This window comes from Paenibacillus sp. 01T47 (assembly GCF_056398245.1).
This window is the reverse complement of record NZ_JBFTPA010000043.1, coordinates 1-19453: the sequence shown is the minus strand read 5'-3', so window position 1 is coordinate 19453 and position 19453 is coordinate 1. Positions and strand designations below refer to the sequence as shown.

General features: G+C 41.1%; 19 protein-coding genes and 1 pseudogene. 6 read left to right on the top strand and 14 right to left on the bottom strand.

What is annotated here, in order from left to right; translation table 11 throughout:
• The 5 genes from AC1DOV_RS33950 to AC1DOV_RS33930 form a co-directional block, all read right to left on the bottom strand.
• Nucleotides 1–1494: Ig-like domain-containing protein (locus AC1DOV_RS33950; RefSeq protein ID WP_477552098.1), on the bottom strand; the 1494-nt coding region annotated here is incomplete at its 3' end.
• A 128-nt stretch (nucleotides 1495–1622) separates the two neighbouring features.
• The gene (locus AC1DOV_RS33945) at nucleotides 1623–2762 is read right to left on the bottom strand and encodes a response regulator (RefSeq protein ID WP_477512922.1); all 1140 of its coding nucleotides are present in this window, start codon (nucleotides 2760–2762) and stop codon (nucleotides 1623–1625) included.
• Nucleotides 2759–4555, bottom strand: a complete 1797-nt coding sequence (locus AC1DOV_RS33940; protein ID WP_477552097.1) for a sensor histidine kinase — start codon at nucleotides 4553–4555, stop codon at nucleotides 2759–2761. Before AC1DOV_RS33940 ends, AC1DOV_RS33945 begins: the two co-directional genes overlap by 4 nt.
• A gap of 342 nt (nucleotides 4556–4897) precedes the next feature.
• Nucleotides 4898–5569, bottom strand: coding sequence for a type A chloramphenicol O-acetyltransferase (catA, locus tag AC1DOV_RS33935; protein WP_477552096.1), 672 nt, complete (start codon nucleotides 5567–5569; stop codon nucleotides 4898–4900).
• Between the two features lie 89 nt (nucleotides 5570–5658).
• The gene (locus tag AC1DOV_RS33930) at nucleotides 5659–6297 is read right to left on the bottom strand and encodes a hypothetical protein (protein ID WP_477552095.1); all 639 of its coding nucleotides are present in this window, start codon (nucleotides 6295–6297) and stop codon (nucleotides 5659–5661) included.
• A gap of 335 nt (nucleotides 6298–6632) precedes the next feature.
• On the opposite strand from AC1DOV_RS33930, the gene AC1DOV_RS33925 reads away from it, so the two are divergent.
• From AC1DOV_RS33925 to AC1DOV_RS33915, 3 genes are read left to right on the top strand one after another with little or no spacing between them, the layout of a single operon-like run.
• Nucleotides 6633–7217: a TetR/AcrR family transcriptional regulator gene (locus AC1DOV_RS33925; protein WP_339206055.1), complete on the top strand. Its 585-nt coding sequence runs from the start codon at nucleotides 6633–6635 to the stop codon at nucleotides 7215–7217.
• Between the two features lie 7 nt (nucleotides 7218–7224).
• On the top strand, nucleotides 7225–7971 hold the full coding sequence (gene map, locus AC1DOV_RS33920) for a type I methionyl aminopeptidase (RefSeq protein ID WP_430063759.1): 747 nt from the start codon (nucleotides 7225–7227) through the stop codon (nucleotides 7969–7971).
• 23 nt (nucleotides 7972–7994) lie between these two features.
• Nucleotides 7995–8153 (top strand): hypothetical protein, encoded by a 159-nt coding sequence (locus AC1DOV_RS33915; protein WP_477552094.1) that lies wholly within the window; start codon nucleotides 7995–7997, stop codon nucleotides 8151–8153.
• Between the two features lie 302 nt (nucleotides 8154–8455).
• Here the strand turns inward: AC1DOV_RS33915 and AC1DOV_RS33910 are convergent, their stop codons facing one another.
• The 4 genes from AC1DOV_RS33910 to AC1DOV_RS33895 form a co-directional block, all read right to left on the bottom strand.
• Entirely contained in the window at nucleotides 8456–9835 is a 1380-nt protein-coding gene (locus tag AC1DOV_RS33910) for an IS1182 family transposase (RefSeq protein ID WP_477552093.1), read from the bottom strand.
• A gap of 265 nt (nucleotides 9836–10100) precedes the next feature.
• Entirely contained in the window at nucleotides 10101–10868 is a 768-nt protein-coding gene (locus AC1DOV_RS33905) for a hypothetical protein (RefSeq protein ID WP_477552092.1), read from the bottom strand.
• A 187-nt stretch (nucleotides 10869–11055) separates the two neighbouring features.
• The gene (locus AC1DOV_RS33900; RefSeq protein WP_477552091.1) at nucleotides 11056–11415 is read right to left on the bottom strand and encodes a DUF3888 domain-containing protein; all 360 of its coding nucleotides are present in this window, start codon (nucleotides 11413–11415) and stop codon (nucleotides 11056–11058) included.
• Nucleotides 11416–11558: 143 nt separating this feature from the next.
• Nucleotides 11559–11885 (bottom strand): hypothetical protein, encoded by a 327-nt coding sequence (locus AC1DOV_RS33895; protein WP_477552090.1) that lies wholly within the window; start codon nucleotides 11883–11885, stop codon nucleotides 11559–11561.
• 380 nt (nucleotides 11886–12265) lie between these two features.
• On the opposite strand from AC1DOV_RS33895, the gene AC1DOV_RS33890 reads away from it, so the two are divergent.
• Nucleotides 12266–12358, top strand: coding sequence for an IS3 family transposase (locus tag AC1DOV_RS33890; RefSeq protein ID WP_477552101.1), 93 nt, complete (start codon nucleotides 12266–12268; stop codon nucleotides 12356–12358).
• 74 nt (nucleotides 12359–12432) lie between these two features.
• Here the strand turns inward: AC1DOV_RS33890 and AC1DOV_RS33885 are convergent, their stop codons facing one another.
• On the bottom strand, nucleotides 12433–14535 hold the full coding sequence (locus AC1DOV_RS33885) for an S-layer homology domain-containing protein (RefSeq protein ID WP_477552089.1): 2103 nt from the start codon (nucleotides 14533–14535) through the stop codon (nucleotides 12433–12435).
• Nucleotides 14536–14630: 95 nt separating this feature from the next.
• Nucleotides 14631–16106 (bottom strand): O-antigen ligase family protein, encoded by a 1476-nt coding sequence (locus AC1DOV_RS33880; protein ID WP_477552088.1) that lies wholly within the window; start codon nucleotides 16104–16106, stop codon nucleotides 14631–14633.
• Nucleotides 16107–16540: 434 nt separating this feature from the next.
• Between AC1DOV_RS33880 and AC1DOV_RS33875 the strand changes: the two genes are divergently transcribed.
• Both AC1DOV_RS33875 and AC1DOV_RS33870 read left to right on the top strand, forming a co-directional pair.
• Entirely contained in the window at nucleotides 16541–16840 is a 300-nt protein-coding gene (locus AC1DOV_RS33875; protein WP_477552100.1) for a MerR family DNA-binding protein, read from the top strand.
• A gap of 63 nt (nucleotides 16841–16903) precedes the next feature.
• Nucleotides 16904–17208: pseudogene (locus AC1DOV_RS33870) on the top strand (YnfA family protein).
• Between the two features lie 182 nt (nucleotides 17209–17390).
• On the opposite strand, the gene AC1DOV_RS33865 reads toward AC1DOV_RS33870, so the two are convergent.
• The 3 genes from AC1DOV_RS33865 to AC1DOV_RS33855 form a co-directional block, all read right to left on the bottom strand.
• On the bottom strand, nucleotides 17391–18296 hold the full coding sequence (locus AC1DOV_RS33865; RefSeq protein WP_477512933.1) for an AraC family transcriptional regulator: 906 nt from the start codon (nucleotides 18294–18296) through the stop codon (nucleotides 17391–17393).
• 130 nt (nucleotides 18297–18426) lie between these two features.
• Nucleotides 18427–18792 carry a phosphotransferase-like protein gene (locus AC1DOV_RS33860; RefSeq protein ID WP_477552099.1) on the bottom strand — a complete coding sequence of 122 codons (366 nt, stop codon included), beginning with the start codon at nucleotides 18790–18792 and terminating at the stop codon, nucleotides 18427–18429.
• A 292-nt stretch (nucleotides 18793–19084) separates the two neighbouring features.
• Nucleotides 19085–19453: phosphotransferase-like protein (locus AC1DOV_RS33855; protein ID WP_477552087.1), on the bottom strand; the 369-nt coding region annotated here is incomplete at its 5' end.

Below are 19453 nucleotides of genomic sequence, written 5' to 3'. Positions count from 1 at the left end.
CTCATTAATTTCAATCGTTTTGGTTCCAAATACGGCACTGCCGTCAGCAGCCGTTGCTTTAACGGTAACTGTACCTGCTGAAACACCCGTCAATACTCCGCTTTTGCTGATTGTTGCTGTGCCTGTTCCGTTTTCAACAGACCACTCGATTGATTTTTCCGTTGCATTTGCAGGAGCAACGGTCGCGTCAACCGTTAACGTCTGACCAACCAGCACGCTGGAATCACCTGTTAACGTAATCGAGGATACAGGGACTTGGGCGGCTGTTATCGTAACAATAGTACTGCCAACAACTTCACTTTCATCGGTAGCTGTTGCTTGAACCGTTACTGTACCTGGATTGCCGGCAGTAAGCTCACCCGTTTCTTCGTCAATAACAGCTGTACCCGTCCCATCAATAACAGACCAAGCAACCTCTCGGTATGTTGCATCGCTTGGGGCTACAACAGCATACATTTGAAGTGTCTTGCCTGATTCGATTGTAGAAACCTCATCTTCCGCTGTTACAGATATTTTTTGAACAGGTATGACAGGTCCATGGATTTTAATCGTTGTTGTTCCATAAACGGTGTTGCCGTCAATAGCCGTAGCTTTAACGGTAACCGTACCTGCCGAAATACCCGCCAATACACCGCTAGTGCTGATTGTCGCTGAGCCTGTTCCGTTCTCAACTGACCATTTCACCTTTTTGTAAGAGGCGTCTACTGGCAATATATCCGCGTGCATAGCCAAAGTATCGCCAATAAGTAAGGAAGAAGCATCCCCTGCGCTGCCTACATTGATTGCTGCCACAGGTGTAGATTTTTTGTGAAAAGGATCATTCGTTATGAATTGAGAACCTGAATATAAAGAAAGAGGTGCATTATAAATTTCACTAATGCCCGATTTAATTTGGAAAGTGACCAATCCGTTAACGGTGTACCACGAGTAACCCTCGTCTACCGTATTCGTCCTCGTATAAAAATTACCATTATTCTGGTCGCTTGGGTCTATGTTATAGAAGGTTAAAGCTGTATCTGCGGAATATGCAAAAATTTCCGTGCGATCATCCACAGGCTTGCCATCGGTATCATAAACAGCAAAGGTTACGCTTATATACTCGGGTTGACTCTGAACAACTACTGGTGAATTATTTAACTTGACATAGCCTACGGGAAGCTTGGGTTTACTTGCCGAAATACCACTAACAGTAACATAACCTCCTCCGCCATAACTCATGTTTGGAACCCAGCTCACCACACCGTCGCTTACGTATCCACCTACAATGGATTGCGTGCTATTCGTAGCAACAGTAACGTCGTTTTGGTTCGGCAATAGGTTGGGTGCCTGAACGACATCGCCATTCGAATATCTGATGTATGCATACTCTGCCTCACTTAACCTTTCCGAGTTAAAATTAATGGTGACTTGGCTTGTTTTGATCACACATCCGCTTAACAGACTCAGAATTAAAACCGAAACTAAAAATAAATTGCGTATTGAAAATCGTTTCATGTTAACTTATCTCCTCATCTCTATAGTTAGATCCATTATATCCAAGCCCAATGACGGCAAAATGACAAACTTCGACAAAAGCAAAAAAAGCCCCTATTATTTTAGGAGCCTTTCATATCTACTCATTCTTATTTATCCAGCTCGGACAGCAGACTGAAATATAAATCAGCAACCTCGCGGGAGGGTTTTATACCGATCTCTCTATGCAGCGTGTCTTCGTATTGCCTATATTGCCGGGTCAACGCTTCCTTGTTCTCTTGCAAAGCCAAAGCTTTCATAAGCAGCAAAAAGGATTGTTCGTCTAGTTCATTGCGCGACACGAGCTTCATTAACAACCTAATAGCAGCATTCGTCTCGCTCTTATTTAACAAAGCCATGCATAATCGCTGGGTAAAGGAGGTGTACAGCAACGAAAGACGCTCAATCTCGTTCCAAGCCCATGCAAAAGTGTGATCCCCAAATAAGTCCCCTGCGTACAACTGCTCTAGTGCAATCGCCTCTTCCAGATTCGTCTCATCCACGACTGACATTTTTCTACAGCCTTCTTCAAAGCTTACAAGGTCTACACTCACCTCACTCAGACTAAGGGCGTAGTGGTTGCTGTCAGAATGCAAATTCTCTCTCAGGCCAAATGGATCTAATACCTTCCGCAGCTGATAGACGGTCGTATTCAAGTAAACCTCAGCATTCTTTTGTGGCATGTCGCCAAACAGCTCTTCGATCAGTCTTGCTCTGGATATCAGCCTTCCTTTATGCATAAGCAAATAGCCAAACAGTTCCGCGCTTTTGCTTGATTTCCATTTCGCCCTTATACCCTGCGTGCTTTGAATATCTATAACACCTAAGCAGTTAAACCTCGTCTCATTTAAAGGCGCCGCCCACTCCCCTTGTCGCAAGTGCTCTTTACGCAACTCAGCAAACGCTCTTTGCAGCGTTTTTTTAAGTCTTTCCAGCACAACCGGCTTTACGATGTAGTCGAAGGCATAAACATCAAAGGCAGGCAAAGCATATTCTTTGTGGGAGGTCAGGAACACGATCTTTATCTCTCTTCCGACCTCTCTTAATCGTTCGGCAAGCTCGAGCCCAGTTTCCCTCGGCATGCTTATATCCAGAAACACCAAGTCTACATCATGATTCATCAGGTAAGAAAATGCTGTTTCTGTCTCCGTGAAGCTGCCTGTAATTTCCACTTCCACAGATGTCTTTGCAAGCATCCGTTTCATAATTAAATGCATCGCCTTCTCGTCATCAATAAGGATAACCTTCAACCTGCGCTCGCCTCCAAGCTGCTTCGTCTGAATGCATGTACAGATGGCGTAGGAACGGAGAAGTAGAAGGTACTTCCTTGCTCAGAACTATCGAACCAAATGTCTCCACCATTTAAACGAACAAATTCCCTGCATAACGTAAGTCCCAAACCGACGCCCCGTTCTCCTGCTGTTCCTGTTGATGACACCGGATAACCTTCTAGTAGCAGTGAGCTGGCCTGTTGTGGCGATATGCCGTCTCCAGAATCACTTACAGAAATAATTAGTTTATCGGCTTGATGTTCTGCTTTTAACCGGATCGTGCCGCCGATGTTGGTAAATTTAACGGCATTGGACAATAAATTTCGGACGATCAAATCCAGCATTTCTTTGTCGGCTAGCACAAACGTATCCTTCGGTATTTCCGATATCAATTGGATTTTTTTACTCTCGCAGCGAACCGCCAATAACCGGATGCAGACCTGTACGGTATGGTATATGTCTCTCTCCACTGGGTTAAATACCATGCCTTCGCGTTGGCTTCGGAACCATTCCAGCAAGCTCTCTACCAGTGCAAAAGTATTTTCAATTTGCTGTCCCATTTCATGGACGATTTCCTCATGCTCTCCGCCGTAGCCTTGCAACTCGTCCTCCATGAGCTCCATCAAATTGATGAGCACCGCCAGCGGATCACGAATATCATGAGCGACTACGTTAAACATTCGATCCTTGAACATGTTTAGCTCGCTTAGCTGACGGGCATTATCAAGCAGCCGCTCCTCTGAACGCACCATTTCCGTAACATCGCTTAACAAAAACATTTTGCCGGCAGGCTTCTGGTTCTTATCACTAATCAAGGACATATGCACATTATAATAGGGTTCATCCGCTTGACCCGAAATTTGGACCTTGCTGTTCAAAGAAGGCCCTTGCATGATTTTCTCCAACAGCAATGGATATTGCAAAAAGACTTGCGTTGCCGGCAACCCGATCCACTTATTATTTATCCCTTTAATAACCTGCTTGCTGGATTGGTTAAAGCTAGTTAGTGTATTTTCCAAATCAAAAATAATTACCGCATCCTGCATGGATGCAAACACCTTTTGCAGCGCTAAGGGCGCTAGTCTAAGCATGTTAAATTGATAAATCCCCCACATGTAGAAGATTCCTGAGAAAATAAAACCAAATGGGGAGATATCAATTGGCATATAAATGACATTGCTTAAATAAATAAGCGTAAATCCAAAAGGCCCCCATGATCCAATAATCATAAAAGCGATTTGTTTCTTCATGCGAGATGTCGCTTTTAGAAACATTTCAACCATTAATCCCATGCCTACTACAAAGAAGGAATACGAATAGTAGACATGCAGCTTGTATAAAGGTCCTTTCTCCGTCGTTACCAGCGGAAAGCCCTCTGAGTAATTCAAAGTCATGCTTTTATAAAATAAATGATGCCAATCGTTCGTATAATGAGCTACAAAGGTAATGGAAGGAACAATCATCAGCAGCGCTACTACCCATTTTCGAACGAGCGCTTGCCTTCCCGTATATTGCAGCACCATTATAATCCATAGAATAGTGCCGAATGGGATGCCTAGATATTCAATTCGAAGCCAGAAGCGTATATGCTCTAAATCGGTGCTAACAATTTCAAAAGCATATCCGAAAGTGTACAAGGAACCCGTCAACATGCCTAGCCCATAACTAATTGCAATAGGCAGCTCTCTTCTTTTCCAAGAGAGATAACACAGCATTAGCGAGCAGCAGGTAGCCGCCATCAGCAATGCTGATAAATATAAATTGTAGCTCATAGATGTTAGCCCCCGTGCTTTATGTACTCTCTCGTTATGTTTCTCTTATGTTAGCAGATGAAGTTGTAAAAACATATATTGCCGCAGCAAAAAATTACATAAAACACTATTTTTTATTATTAAAAATTCGAACCCTAAAAAGCCCATTAGGTAAATTTTACCTAATGGGCTTTTAGCTCGCTGTAGTCGGTTACGATTACCCCAACGATTTTAATGCGCCGCTCCAAAAAAAAGAGCTTCACAACCGCACAACTGACCGGAAAGGCTACCGGCACTGGATACCTCTTATACAGAATATTTCCACCACCACTTGCAAGTAAAAAAATAAGCTATAGTTACCCGTTAGCTGAATGCGGTATAGTTTGGCAACCATTCCGTACAAGCATCTGCACGTAATTGTAGCTCATTATACAGTATCCCGGCATGGTAACCGTCACAAACGGCATGGTGGAATTGTCCTGATAATGGCAACAGTATTTTTTCGTCAAACTGAAAATATTTCCCCATTGTAAAGATGGGTAGTAAATAGGTTCCCTCATTATAGATGTTCAGGTTAAATCCAGTGAAACTGACCCAAGGAATGCTGGAAATAGGGAAAGTGCCCGGTGGTTCGTTTGTTTTAGCGGCAAATTGTTTAACACTTCCATACTTTTTCATATCATCAAGATAACGACTGTAGAAATCATTAAAATCTTCACTGTACAAAGTCCATATGCTTGAAAAAGTCTTATCACCATCATGGAAAATTGTAAAGCTAGGAGATAAACTATCCCAATAACCTAAAGTCCCATCTGCATTAAAACATGTGCGAAATTCATCGTGGCGGTTTACCACCGTAGTTATCATGTGGATTAGTGCTGGATACAGCTTAATCTCCCGACTCTTAAGTTCTTTCAGCAGCGAGGTAATGTCGATATTTGCCGTCATGCTAAAAGTGCATCTGACATTGTTTAAATAATGCTCAAAATAGGGTTTTCTACTCCAGTTATCAATGACAATCGGATTGAATTTCATTTATTATAACCTCCTAAAATGATTACTTTTTTCGTTTTAGGAGGTTTGATCCACTGCTTTAACCATATCCTCATCACAATCCCAACAAATTATTTTTCTACTGCCAGTTTTGAGAGAACCCGATCCATTTCATCAAAATGTTCTTTGTCGCTTGAAGCATAAATCAAATCAAAACTATCGTTATTTTTCAACACTGTTATTATGCTGTCATTGTCATTCCCATAAAATTCGATGCCAATCCAATGCCGAAAGGAAATACCTTTATTATTAAAATGTTCACGAATAAAATCCAAGTCGGTTTGTTCAATAGAATAGAACGATTCACAGCCGTATTCAAGAGCGAATACGCTTTGCAAATAGGCCATAGCATGAAAAAAATCGGTCAATGTTTCAAAATCCTTTTCCCATACCTTTTCATCGTAACTCATATAAACAGGGGGATTGGACTTGAATAAATCGTTCTTATGGATTCCCCAAACACAGACACGTTGATTCTCGTAATAAAAAATTAAATATTCGCTATGTTTGAAGTATTGAAGTTGCTCGGGTTTGATCAAATGATCTTGCGTATGATTCAGCCGCTCGTCTTTACCGAGTTCCAAATAATAATCAATTAACACCTGAGGCAATTCACCAAAATTATTGTTAATCGTTTGTATCTCGCCATGACTAAACCCATTTCGTTTCGTAATATGAAACAGCTTTTTAATCATTGCAAAATCAGTCATCCGCATCACACCTTATCCTTGTACAATACTCCATATATCCTCTTATCTGCATTTCTTCGTACAATTCTTTAGTGAAATATTTTATTCTTTCCTCTTAATCTCATTTCGCTGACTCACTAAGTATACGGCTTGTAAATCTCTTTTGTTGCACTAACGTTCCCATTAGTTTAATAAAAGACTTGCCGTTAACATGACTAAAAAATCAAAAAACCGAATTTTTTTAACTGTAAGTATATGGACGTTATGAATATAAAAATGTTGCGAATAAGTGCCCATTGCGTTACTATGTTTATATCGACAAATTTGCAGGTCTATACAAGGAGGTTCACACACCCATGTGCCCCCGCACCAAAGAACAAAACGAGCTCATCCGCATGCAGCGCAAGGAACAAATCCTGGACGCCGCCGCGCGCACCTACTTCCACACGGGTGGCAGCTTTGATATTCGCGACGTCGCCCGCGAAGCCGAGCTCGGTTACGGCACGGTATACCATTATTACCCCAACCGGCATTTATTAATAGAAGATGTGTTGGGCAGCGGCTTCGAGCGATGCGAGCAAGCCCTGACAGAATGGGCAAACACCTGTGTCGACAGCCCGGATAATAGGCAGCTGTTGACTTATTGCAAGGCACTGCTCCGGCTGTGGCAGTCGGACGCCCGCGCATATCTTGTCTACAAAATGGCGGCGGAACATTATACAGGTTTGCCCGCGAAGGATCAGCACCCCACAAAGAGACGATTCATGGAACGGCTGTATGTTCCGCTCCAATCGATCGCCCAGCGTGAAGACGACAGCGTCGACCATATGCTTGCCGTGCTGGTCGGCTGCTGTGGACTGCACTACTATGCGGGCACTTCCGAGCTGGACGTCGATCGAATCGCCAAGCTAGCGATGCAAGCTATTACGAAGGAGTCCTGATACGAACATGGTCATATTAAAAAGCAAACATGAAATCGAGGCCATCCGCAAGGCATGCCAAGTGGTGGCCGAATGCCATCGCACGATCGCCTCGCTCATCAAACCGGGAATCACAACAAACGAGATTGAGCGCATCTTCGAGGACATTATCTTGAAGCATGGCGCCAAGCCCTACACAAAGGGCTACAAGGGCTATCAATATGCGACCTGTGCATCCGTCAACGACGTGATCGCGCATGGCTTCCCTAGCGATAAGCCTCTTGAGGAGGGCGATATCGTGACGATCGACACGGTCGCAGAGCTCGACGGCTGGCTCGGCGATTCGGCCTGGAGCTATGCAGTCGGGAACATATCGCCGACGGCGGAGAAGCTGATGCGTGTCACGAAGGAATGCCTTGACATCGGCATCTCGCAGGCGCAGCCCGGCAATCGGCTGGGCGACGTGACGAGCGCCATCCAGCGGCATGCCGAATCGAACGGCTTCGGCGTCGTGCGCGACCTTCTCGCGCATGGCATAGGCCGGGATCTGCACGAGGAGCCGAACTATATGCATGTCGGCAAGCCCGGCAAAGGCCTCCGAATCAAGGAAGGCATGGTGTTCACGATCGAGCCAATGATCACCGAAGGTACCTACCACATGACAATCGATTCGGACAACTGGACCGCACGGACGCTGGACCGCAAGCTCGCCGCCCAATACGAGCATACGATTGCCATCACGGCTGAAGGTCCACAAATTCTGACCGCGCAATAAAATAATTAGAGGTCGACCACGAGATGGTCGACTTTTTTTACGTATTCGGCATAGCATCTTTCTACATCCGATTCAAGCTGAAGCAGGATCGTGATGAGACTGCTAGCCTCGGAACAATCACATGCCAGTACGATGAATTCATCTCCGGCGAACCACACGACAAAATCGAAAACGCCAACTGAACCGGACTATAACCGGGCCAGATGACGCAGTACAAGGTCTCCCACTTGATGGCCTTTGGTTCGTTAATCGAGCATTTCTGTCCTTTATTGCAACTGTGGTTCCATTGCGTTATTCTACCCGTTAGATTAATAAAAGACGTGCTCTTAACATAACTAAAAAATCAAAAAACCCGACCTCACGAGGAGGCCACTGAAGAACTGGCGCATTCAGTTTAGCTGGTTGTTCATTTACAAAAAGAAGACATCGCCCACTCGGGAAGATGTCTTCTTTTGCTGTATTTGGTATTTAGGGACGTCCCGTTTCAATCGTTGAGCTTCAAAATTCGCTTTAGATTCACTGCAAAAATCGCCATCGCTCCTTGAAGCTCCATTCCTAATAGACCCGAGGATGTGGCTACATCGTACCCGTGTCTGTGCTTTAGTTCACTGTTTTTAGCTTCAATTTTGTAACGTTCCTTCGACTTCGCTTTGAAATCTTCACTCTCTTGAAAGGCTATTTCCCGAAGAGGACAGCGCTTGCACTTGGACACATCAAAATAGTAGGTCGTCACCTGGTTTTTGCCGACGCCCTTTTTCCCTTGCCGCGCTTTCCGCATCGCCAAATGACCGGCTTTACACACATACATACCTGCGTCTTTGTTGAACTCAAACTCTTCTTCTTTCTTTCGGTTCCCTTGGATAACCACGGGGTTTAGTTTGGATACCAGTTCAATATCGTTTGTCTTGCTGTAGATGAGATTGTCCTTTTCCGAGTACGCCATATCGCCAATCACCGTTCGGACATCCATGCCTGCGGCTATACTTTTTTCAATGAGTGTTTGCAACTGCTTGCCGTCGTTCTTTTCACCTGTTGTGACGATGGCTGCTGTAATAATACGTTCTTCTGTCATAGCCAGATGTGTCTTGTATCCAAAAAAAGAGGAGTCCGCACTCTTGTGCCCAACCCGTGCATCAACATCCTCCGAAATTCGAAGCTGCTCTACATCATCTTGAACGGTCTCCTTCAACAGGTTAAGTGGTTCCTGAAGTTTGGGAACTAGTGGAATGCTTAACTCATTTTCTATGGTGTGGATGAGTTTTTGGCAATAACTGAGCTCATCTTCTAAAGTGGTGCTGGTATTTTTAGCAGGAAGCTTGTCCTTTAGGTTTTCGTCTAGGGTATAGAGAGCTTTGCGCACCTTGCGTGCACGATCCTGTAGAATTTCTTGAGGAGACTTCTGGTTGTAGCGTGCTCTCGTGTGGGTAGCATCGACAATAATAGACGTACTCTTGAGGATTTCCTTCTCAATGGCAAGTGACACGGTTTTCTCAATGAGCAAATCCAGCAAATTCAGATCTTTCAAACGAAGTTTGCGAAATTTGGTCAAGGAGCTAGGATCCATAACGGGGTCTTCTGGGGCCATTCCCAGAAAATATTTGAAGGACATATCGTAACGAGACCGCTCAACTATGTCGACATCGGACATATCGAAAATGGCCTTCAGCAATAAGTATTTAAACATTCGGATTGGATCAATGGCATTACGACCGTTATCGAGGCAGTAATTGACTTGAAGTTGTTCGTATATGAATGAAAAATCCACGAGATCATTAATTTGTCGAAGCAAATTATCTTTAGGTACAATCAAATTATAGAGTTCAACATAAGGACTTAACACCAAAGCTTGTTGTTTTTGAATCATTCGACTCACCCTTATTCCAATGATACTAAAAGTATACAAGAAAAAAAGTGCAGTCTCCTCACATTTTTGTGAGAAAACTACACCTTTGTTCAGTTTGACTTTTTCAGTGGGCTCCTCACGAGGTCGGGTTTCTTCATGGTATTGGTGGAGGCGAGGGGGATCGCCCCCCTTTATATACAGAATTTTTTCTCAGTGCATTCTCATGTTAGAAATATAGTACTGCTGCATAGCTCACTGAACTAATGTACCTGTTAGTTTAATCACTTCATTTCATGGATTCCGCAATTTTAATTAAATCGTTAACTGTAAATTTTTTCTTTAAATATTTCTTATTACCGATTGCCACAGTGTAGTGCATTCCTTCTTTTTGAAATCTTATTTCATAACCTAAGTCGAACTTTGTTCTATATAGAATTTTTGTTCCATCTTTCAGTGTATGAAATTGGCCGTTTGTCCCTTTGTACCTCTCCAACCCCCAAGTTACAGGTTTGATTTGAATCTGAAGGAAACCCTTTATAGACTCGTTTCGATATAATAGTACCAACCGCTCATGTTCATACTCAATATGTCCATCAAAATGGGTAATTTCAAACGGATATTCTGTTGGTACAAGCACTTTTCTTTGATACAAATTATGATAATCTTTGAGAAGCCTCACTTCGTCCATTAATGGGTTTGCACCATCAAACAGAGTTCTTATTTTTGTGATTTTATTATCTTCGACCGTTAGTTCCCAAATTAGTGCGAGTCGTTCACCACCCAACACTTCATCCCAAAAATGCCCCAAAAAGACCTTTATATTTTCAGTCGGAGATGTGACCAATTGATAACTCTTTATTAGGGAATTTTCACTAATCTCTGGTATTGTGACTCCTTTCGCAAGGTACTTTTGAGCTAGAGCATTTTCCTTTCTTACAATAGCTTGTACAAATTTTACTGAAGCATCTGAATCGTCATAAGCCATTACTAATGGTAGCGAGGAAAATATTCCAGCAAACACCACTAGAAAAATTAGCAATTTTTTCATATTCATACACAATCACCTCTCTGGTTAACATTTCCATGCTAGAGATTTTTATGTAGGAATCTGGGCTACTCAAGACAAATTTCCGCAAGCCTATCCTTTAACTTAATAAAATGAGCAGGCAACCTCAGTGCCTGCTCATCAATGTGTGGTATTCAAGTATCGTTTCCCGTTAGCTTAAACCCGACAGGTACATTTACCCTTTTATTTCGGTAACAGTGACCCTCCCTGAACTTAGATCAAAGGTCAGAGTAACAGGACCCTCAGGTGGATTATGTGGACCTGTATAAGTATCATACTTAACTTTCACATTAAAATGAAATTGTGATCCATCAGATCGCTTTATCTCTAAAATTTCCGCATTCCATAACCCATAATTACGATTTGGATATTTATTATTAATCGCTTTTCCCGCATAAGGGTCTAATAAAACTAAAAAGGCATCATAAATTTCATTATGCTTAACTTCAACACTGGCTCCCATGGTTTTTGCTACTACCTGATTTGGTATTAAAAGTATCAAAACGATAATAGTGGCGGTTAATATTTGTTTCATTTTTTAGCCCTCCCTTTATCTAAAGGTAGGCTTTCCATTTGAAAACAAATTATAAGTTAGCTGAACTAATCTGCCCGTTATCTTAATAAGATGAGCAGGCCAACTCAGCACCTGCTCATCAATACGTTATTCAACTATCGTTCTCAGTTAGCGTAATCCTTTTTCGATTTGAAACCTTTTAGCTTCAAGTATTTATCCATAGAGAAGTCGTAATTAATCCATTTTTCTTGGTAACCTTTCCGTCCATGTTTCTTTAACAATAATTCAAGTGTTTGAACTACTGCCCTTGTAAATTCCAGAATAGAACCAGTTTCATCAAGTTCAATAACTTGCTTTTTCTTGTTACGTAAATCTACAAAAGACATAATTTGTACACGTAGGGAATCATCATTAATCTTACTTAATGTCCAAACGGTTCCACCAGGCTCCTCGTTCCATTCAAATTGAGTCTCTGAAACCCCTGAAGTCACTTATGTGTTTGACCGTGGCTACATCGACTATGCCGCATTCGATCGCTATTGCAAGAGTGGTATCTATTTCGTGATCTTCATGATAAATCCATCGTCGCCTATGTATTAGGGGGTTCTAATAACAATCCACTTGTATTCCAAACGTTGAAACTGGCCCTGCAAGCAGCCCAAGAAGCATCCCCCATGCTTCTAGCGTCCGAGGCTACCAATACACCTCCTTGGCCTTTAAGGAGCACTTGGATGACAACAAAATAACCCAGAGTATGTCCCGTGTTGGGCGATGCATTGATAACGGTCCAATGGAATCTTTCTGGGGGACACTAAAATGCGAGAAGTATTATTTAAACACATACCACACTTTTGAGGAACTTTAGAGGGACATCGAGGCTTACATTCACTTTTACAACAACGAACGATTACAAGCAAAACTAAACGGCCTCAGTCCAATGGAAAACAGGACTAAGGCCGCCTAATTATTTATATTTGTACTGTCTACTTGACGGGGTGCAGTTCAGTATCAAGCATTTCTACTTCGTTTGACGTTTTGTTAATTCACAAACAAGTTATAAATCGCTTTAGCACTCTCAGCACGAGTCAGTTGCGCTTGAGGTACAAATTCATTCTCGGTACGTCCTCGAATGATTCCAGCTTCTTGAGCCGCATCAATGGAAGGCAGCGCCCATTTTGAAGCCTCGCTACGATCAATAAATGTGGAATTAGCTGCCTCACCTAGCTTTGTATTAGTTCTCAATTCATAAGCACGCACTAACAACACAGCCATCTCTTCTCTCGTTATTTTCACATTGGGAGAAAAATTGCTTGGCGAAACACCTTGGCTAAGTCCTGCTTGACTGGCTGCTGCTACTGATTCAGCATACCATGCACTAGCACTCACATCTTTAAAAGCTGCTGGTCCACTAGCTTTAAGACCAAGTGCTCTTACAAGCATAGATGCAAACTCAGCGCGTGTAACATTTGCTTGCGGCGCATAATTATTACCGTCTACACCTTCAATAATATGTTTGGCAGACATCACCTTAATAATGTCCGATGCCCAATAATCATCGGCCACATCTTCGTAAGATTTCGAATATTCAAGAACGGCATATTGGCTGAAATGAGTGAGATCCGCTTGAATTTCTGCCCCGTTCACTTTGCCGCCAACATATTCCAGATTACCATCAACAGAAATATAATAAACGCCTAACAATTGTTTATTTGCATTTTCATTGATTTTAAAATTCACTTTAATGGGATTGTCAAACGTACTCATCGGTGTTTTCTTTCCGTCTTTGGTGATAACCGACAGGGAGAAGTCAAATACATCTCCTGCTCTGGTAAGGCTTGCTGATGTCTGATCTTTTGCTTTATTCAGTAAAACGGAAGCTGAAGCTTCTGCCACAATACTAATATCAAATTCAATTTGAGCCCCTTCAAGCTGGTCTGCCGGAAGCAGCTGTTGAAGCTTATCAAGAACCTTTGCTGGAATCTCTACAGAAATGTTATCACTGGTTAGACGAAGCTTATTTTCTCCAAGTACCTCTGCTGCTTTAATTGGAAGCAAAACCTGAGGTTTGTCTTTAGACACGGTAATAGCAACAATACCGTCCTTGCTCCCCTTCAAACTATCCACTTCCACTACTTGTTTTCCTTGGTTCGGATCAGGTATCACGCCGCCAATTCCACCTGAAGGAGGGGAAGGTGGGGATACAATGGCTGAGGCAAAGGTAATATTGTTGAATTTAGCAATGTTTTTTCGGTTTATATAATGGTGGACCTCACCAGTCTCACTACTCGTATAACTTACATGCTCCCCATAAGCTATGCTTGCATAGTATTCTCTCCCAGCACTCGCAATCTGAATTTCATCTCCAGCACTTAAACTAGAAAGCTTTAACTCGTATGTTTTACCTTTAACAAGTGGTTCAGCAAACTGAAGTCCGAACATATTGTTTAATACAGGTAAGCCGTCATAATAATAATAGTTGTTAAAAGGATATAGCGCTTCAGCATAAACGCTTTGATTGACGCTAATGTCAGTCAATGAAAAATCATTTGCCGTTGTATTCAAAGGATTATAACTTATCCTATTGCTATCCATTCTGCTATTTGGAAGTGAAATAACAATAGAATCATATCCCGATTCTTCTGGAGTAAAAGTGAACAACTTATCGTTACTCACCAAAAACGTATTCTCCTTCTTTCCAGAAAAGCCTTCTTCCCCTTTCATCCGATAAGTATCTAAATCTACAGGCTTATCCGTATATACATAGTAGTTATACTCATTTCTACTTGCATTAAAAACCGTACCGTCAATCCCTTCTGTAATTCTAAGTTCTTTGGTCGTATCCGAGCCAACATATTTGCTGAAATGTACCCACTCGTAAGGGATATTATTATCATCGTACAATGTATTAGAGAATTCTGATACTTTTCCGTCCATAGATTCGACAGCACCCGATTCATCGATTCTCTCTACTTTGATATTATCAGGGTCTGCAGTGTATATCCCCCCAGATAACTCCCCTGTACGTTCATCGTAATGAAAAACCATGTAAGCCGCTGCATAAGAAAGTACCGGTGCCAGCATAGATAATAGTATTAAAGAAACCAAAGACAAACTAACCTTTTTACGGAATGAACTGTTCACTTAACCGCCCCTAAAATAGAATTTTTTAACATAACCTATTAATTTTATCAAAAAATATTGTCGAAATCTAGGCTGTTATGAAATGTTTATCTATCTTACTGTAAATCTTTAAATAAATCTGTATATAGTTCTTTTGGAGGAACCATCTGTATCGCCCTCATAAGCTCTGATTCTGCCTTTTCATAATAACGAGTATCACCAGTCTCATTGCCCATTCGTATGTATAGCTTTGCCTTTTCGTATATGATTGTGTTTGACCACGGGACAGCTCTTCCCGCCTGCTCAAGCAGTTTTTCCGCATGATTCCAATCCCTTTGCTTAATTGCTTCCATGCCTTTTTCCTTCAGCTGATAACCAACACCTATCCACGTAAAAAAAGACAAGAGTATAATCACTGTTGGGACAGCAACCATGTATTTTATTTTAATCCATTTTATTTCAATTGTTTGCTGAGGTATCAGTAAAATCAAACCTATTAACAACATATTGAGATAAGGATAAGTTAAGTCAAAATCGAACCCCGCATGCAGCAGCATTATCGTAACCATTATGATAATTCCCTTTTGCAAAGGCTTGTCGATTATCTCACTCGTTTTCAATTGAACAAGAGCATTCTTGTAAAAGAATACAATGAACGCTAAAAAAGCTAGACCACCAGGTAGCCCAACATCTAGAAAAACCTGAATATAATGGTTATGTATAAATTTTACATAATATCTTTGTGACTGATAGGCTTGCTGCAGCAATGCCCACCCTCCTCCGCCTGTTCCCCCAAAAGCATAATCCATAAACATTCGAATGCTGTCTTTCCAATAAACGAATCGAATTTGAAACTCCGATGTTTTCGCTTGTATACTTGAAACACGATTGAGAAAAAACCAAATATCCTGTTTTACTAGCATTGCAATCATTAATCCTAGAAGATGTGCTGACGAGAGACTTATCAGTATCTTTTTCTTTCGAGTGATAGGAATAACAATAAGCATCATGATTACCGAGACGAGCCATAATACCCATACTGATCGAGAGAATGTCATTAACAGTCCAACGACATTGATTGTCATAAGGAATACATGCTGTTTTGACTTCTTCATTGCAATCGCCAAAATGCTAATAAGTATACATACTAAAAGTAAAATTGCCAATGCATTGGCATATTGAAGTAATGATTCCAATCTGCCTTCACGCTGCAAATGGAAGACGAGGCCAACGAGTACCAAAAAGCTCCCAACCCAAGGTAATCGATAAAGAAGCTTTACAAACTGCTCTTGAGATATGAGTGATAACATGAAAGATAGCGGTACTACACTCGAAATTCTGGATGCTTCTATTATGGCTGCCTCAGTATCAACGGCGTATAGAACTGAAACCCAATAACATAAAGCTATACTAATAATCAAAAAATGCGCCTTTGTCATTATAAGCGGAGTCTTATTAAACAACACAAAAAGGAAAGCAACGTAACCACACGCGTTCATAATTAAGAAATTTGATTCAAAAATAAATCCAGTGAAAATGGTGCCGCTAACAAAGAAAATTAATACTATAATATAAGAAAAATTTCCAATCATTCCTTAACGCTCCGTATCATTAGTTATTTATCCTTCTAAATTCTATCATTTATTTGGATTTCCTGTTCGTGTTTTAGTAAACTAACCACCACTTGTTCTAGAGAACTAATGTGGAATACAAATATACATAAAAATCTGATCTAGCAAACGGGAGGAATTGAATGTGGGGAACAGCTCATTCTTATCAATGAAATTAGATGTATTGCAATAGAAGTATGATCAAAGGTATATGAACCTCCTGGATTAGCAATCGAAACTGGCGGTAAAAGGGGGGGATATAGTATTGGAGTTGTGCGTTCTTTAGATGTCTTTGGAAGAATTGTATTTCCTAAAGAAATGCGAATCCGATTTGGTATACATGAAAGTGATATGCTTGTGTTCTATATTGATAAACACAATTTATTTCTTTTGACAAGCTCCCAATTCTTACTTAGCTGATCGAACGGAAGAATTGGATTATTGCCAGCGCCGGAACGAATAAACGGTCAACGCCGCTATGCCGCTTTGCCGAAAAGCTAATTGGGCGAATCACATTCATTAAAATTGCGCAGCAAACCAGCTTTACGATTCAAGAAATCATCGTTCTGCTCGAAGGTTTCGAAACGCTTCCACCATCAGAGCGATGGGAGGAAATGGCGCGAGAAAAACGTGAGGAGTTGGAAGAGAAAAAGAAACAAATTAACCCCATGATCCAAATTTTAGATGATGGATTGAACTGTAAATGCCTAACCTGATCAGAGTGTTTTGATAAAATAAAAACCACCGGTACTTGTTCATAGTGTAAGGAGAAATCTAATTTGTTGTTAACTATCTCAATTTTCATCGTTGCAGGACTTGCCGAAATTGGTGGAGGTTATCTTGTTTGGTTATGGCTACGCGAATCCAAGCCAATATGGTATGGAATTGTAGGGGGATCATCCCAACGGTACAGAGCTTCCCATCATTTGGACGAGTCTATCCAGCATACGAAGGAGTATTCGTTATACTTGCTGTGTTGTGGGGATGGCTGGTCGATAAAAAAACACCCGATATGTACGATTGGATCGGAGCCGCTGTTTGTGTTGTAGGTGTCTCCATTATGCTTTGGGCACCTAGAAGTTAATACGTTATTCTGCCCGTTAGCTTAACAAAGAAAGGGAGCAGCTGCCACGTAGCACACTGCTCCTTATTTGTTCAACTATAGTTCTCCGTTAGTTTAATGAACCATGCTGAAATGATCCTTGTGCGATCTTCGAGTTAAAAACATGCAGTGACCGGTCATGTCGGCAGCCGCGTTTTTCCATTCTATCCCTCGACCCTATACCATAGTTCACAATATTCGTAGCCATCTACGCTTGTACCATACATCTCGAAGTTGCCGCCATCTAAAATCGTAAATGTTGATGTTTGCAGCCATTCCGAAAATATCCGATTCTTCAAAGACCGCAAATCATACTTGCCGCTGCCATTCCCATCATGTAAAGTTGAAAATACTGCCCACGTGGATGGTGGAACATCAACAACTGTATATCCATTCACCTTGCTATCGACCGCTTTGTAACACCCAATCAGATAAGGGAACGTCGTATTGTTTGTGAATTTATAGGAATCGAATGAAAAGACAGCTCCAAGTTCCTTGCTGAAATTGCCTTCGTCTCTCCAATCCCCGCTAACCGACTGGGATAAACGATCCAACTCACCATTACTGCTGATGGTTTGCCAAACATCGGGGATCGATATGCCCTCCTCATTCGCAATAGTGTCGTAATGGTAGATATCCTCCAGCCCATAAACTTGAAAAGCATCCCGTTTTTCAATCCGATAATTCATTCCAACAACTCCCTTTAATATGATTTGAAAGGAGATGCGAGGAAAGGCTCTTAATTCACTTTCAGCATTTCGCGCTAATGTAGGCGTCATTCCATGTAGATTTTGAAATGCTCGTGAGAATGATTCAGGTGTTTCATATCTGTACTTCAAGGCAATATCCGTCACAGTGTTTTTTCTGTTCTTTAAATCAAATGCAGCAAGCGTCAGCCTTCTACGCCTGATATATTCGGACAATGGGACTTCAAGTACAAATGAAAACATGCGTTGAAATTGGTAAACTGAACATAAGGCGATTTTAGCGATTTGGTCGTAATCAATATCTTGTTCTAAGTTGTCTTCGATATAGCTGACAGCTCGATTCATTCGCTCTAGCCATTCCACGGCAATCCCTCCTTTCGTAAGAAGCATATCATCCGGTAGTTTATGTCGCCTGACTTTCCGTGCAAGATAATATCAGGTGGTAATCATCCGTATACAGAAGTCCTGTTTCCTAAATTGATTCCAGTCTTTATTAGTTTGAAGCGTCAAGTAATATTTTCCCACTCAATTTTTCCCTGTCTCCTCTAAGTTGTTCTCTTCTAGCAAGTTCTTCCTTTGAACATTTAACTACTACGAATATGACAGCGTGATCCGATAATAATTCAATACAAGAATTGAACCATTTGTCATTACCTATAACAGAATCTAGAACTACGTTGTTTCCCATCGCTGAAAATAGTTTTATTGTCGAGTAGTATAATGAAATCAACGGATATGTAAGAATTTGATTTACTAATTGTCCATCCTCTGCACCATTTGTTTCAATACTCGGATAGGTACTGTTAATGTAATCTTTATAACTATGAAATAGCCCATTAATAAAATTATCAATTGATATATGTTGAAATGGGATATATTTTGAGATAATAATTCATTAGATATAATGTCTTTCCAGAACTTGAAGTTCCATTAAGAAGAACTATAATCCCTGGCTTCAATTGAATCCGCCTTTCATAATTTTATTTTTGCGTATCTTTCAGCTAACAGTGTATTTACGAACTTAACGAAAATTATCAATTTTGAAGTATTCGCGAAGTTATTTAACAATCCTGCCCGTTAGTGTAATGAAGCATCCAATCATTGTGGTCGGCTGCTTTCGTTTTTTTATAAAACAAACGTTCCCCGATAGCTTAAACCTCGGACCTATCAAATAAATACTTTATAATTGAGTCTGCACATTCTTCTGAGGAATTTATGTGTGTATTGACAGTACAATTGTATTGTATATCTTTGGCCATAATATTATTTTGCCACTCAGATTGGTCTTCAGTTCTATCTCCACGTTCAATATTTCTTTGGCGACAAATATCTAAAGGACAAAAAACTTCGACAATATAGAAAGGATACCCCGCAAATATATCCTTAACTTTTTCATAATGCGGTTTTAATTCGGGTCTTTCAACCAAAATTCCGTCTATTAGTACATTCTTACCATGGTCAGAAAATAGTTTAGCAGTATGATACATCATAATAATTGCATCACTTAAATATTTCCAATA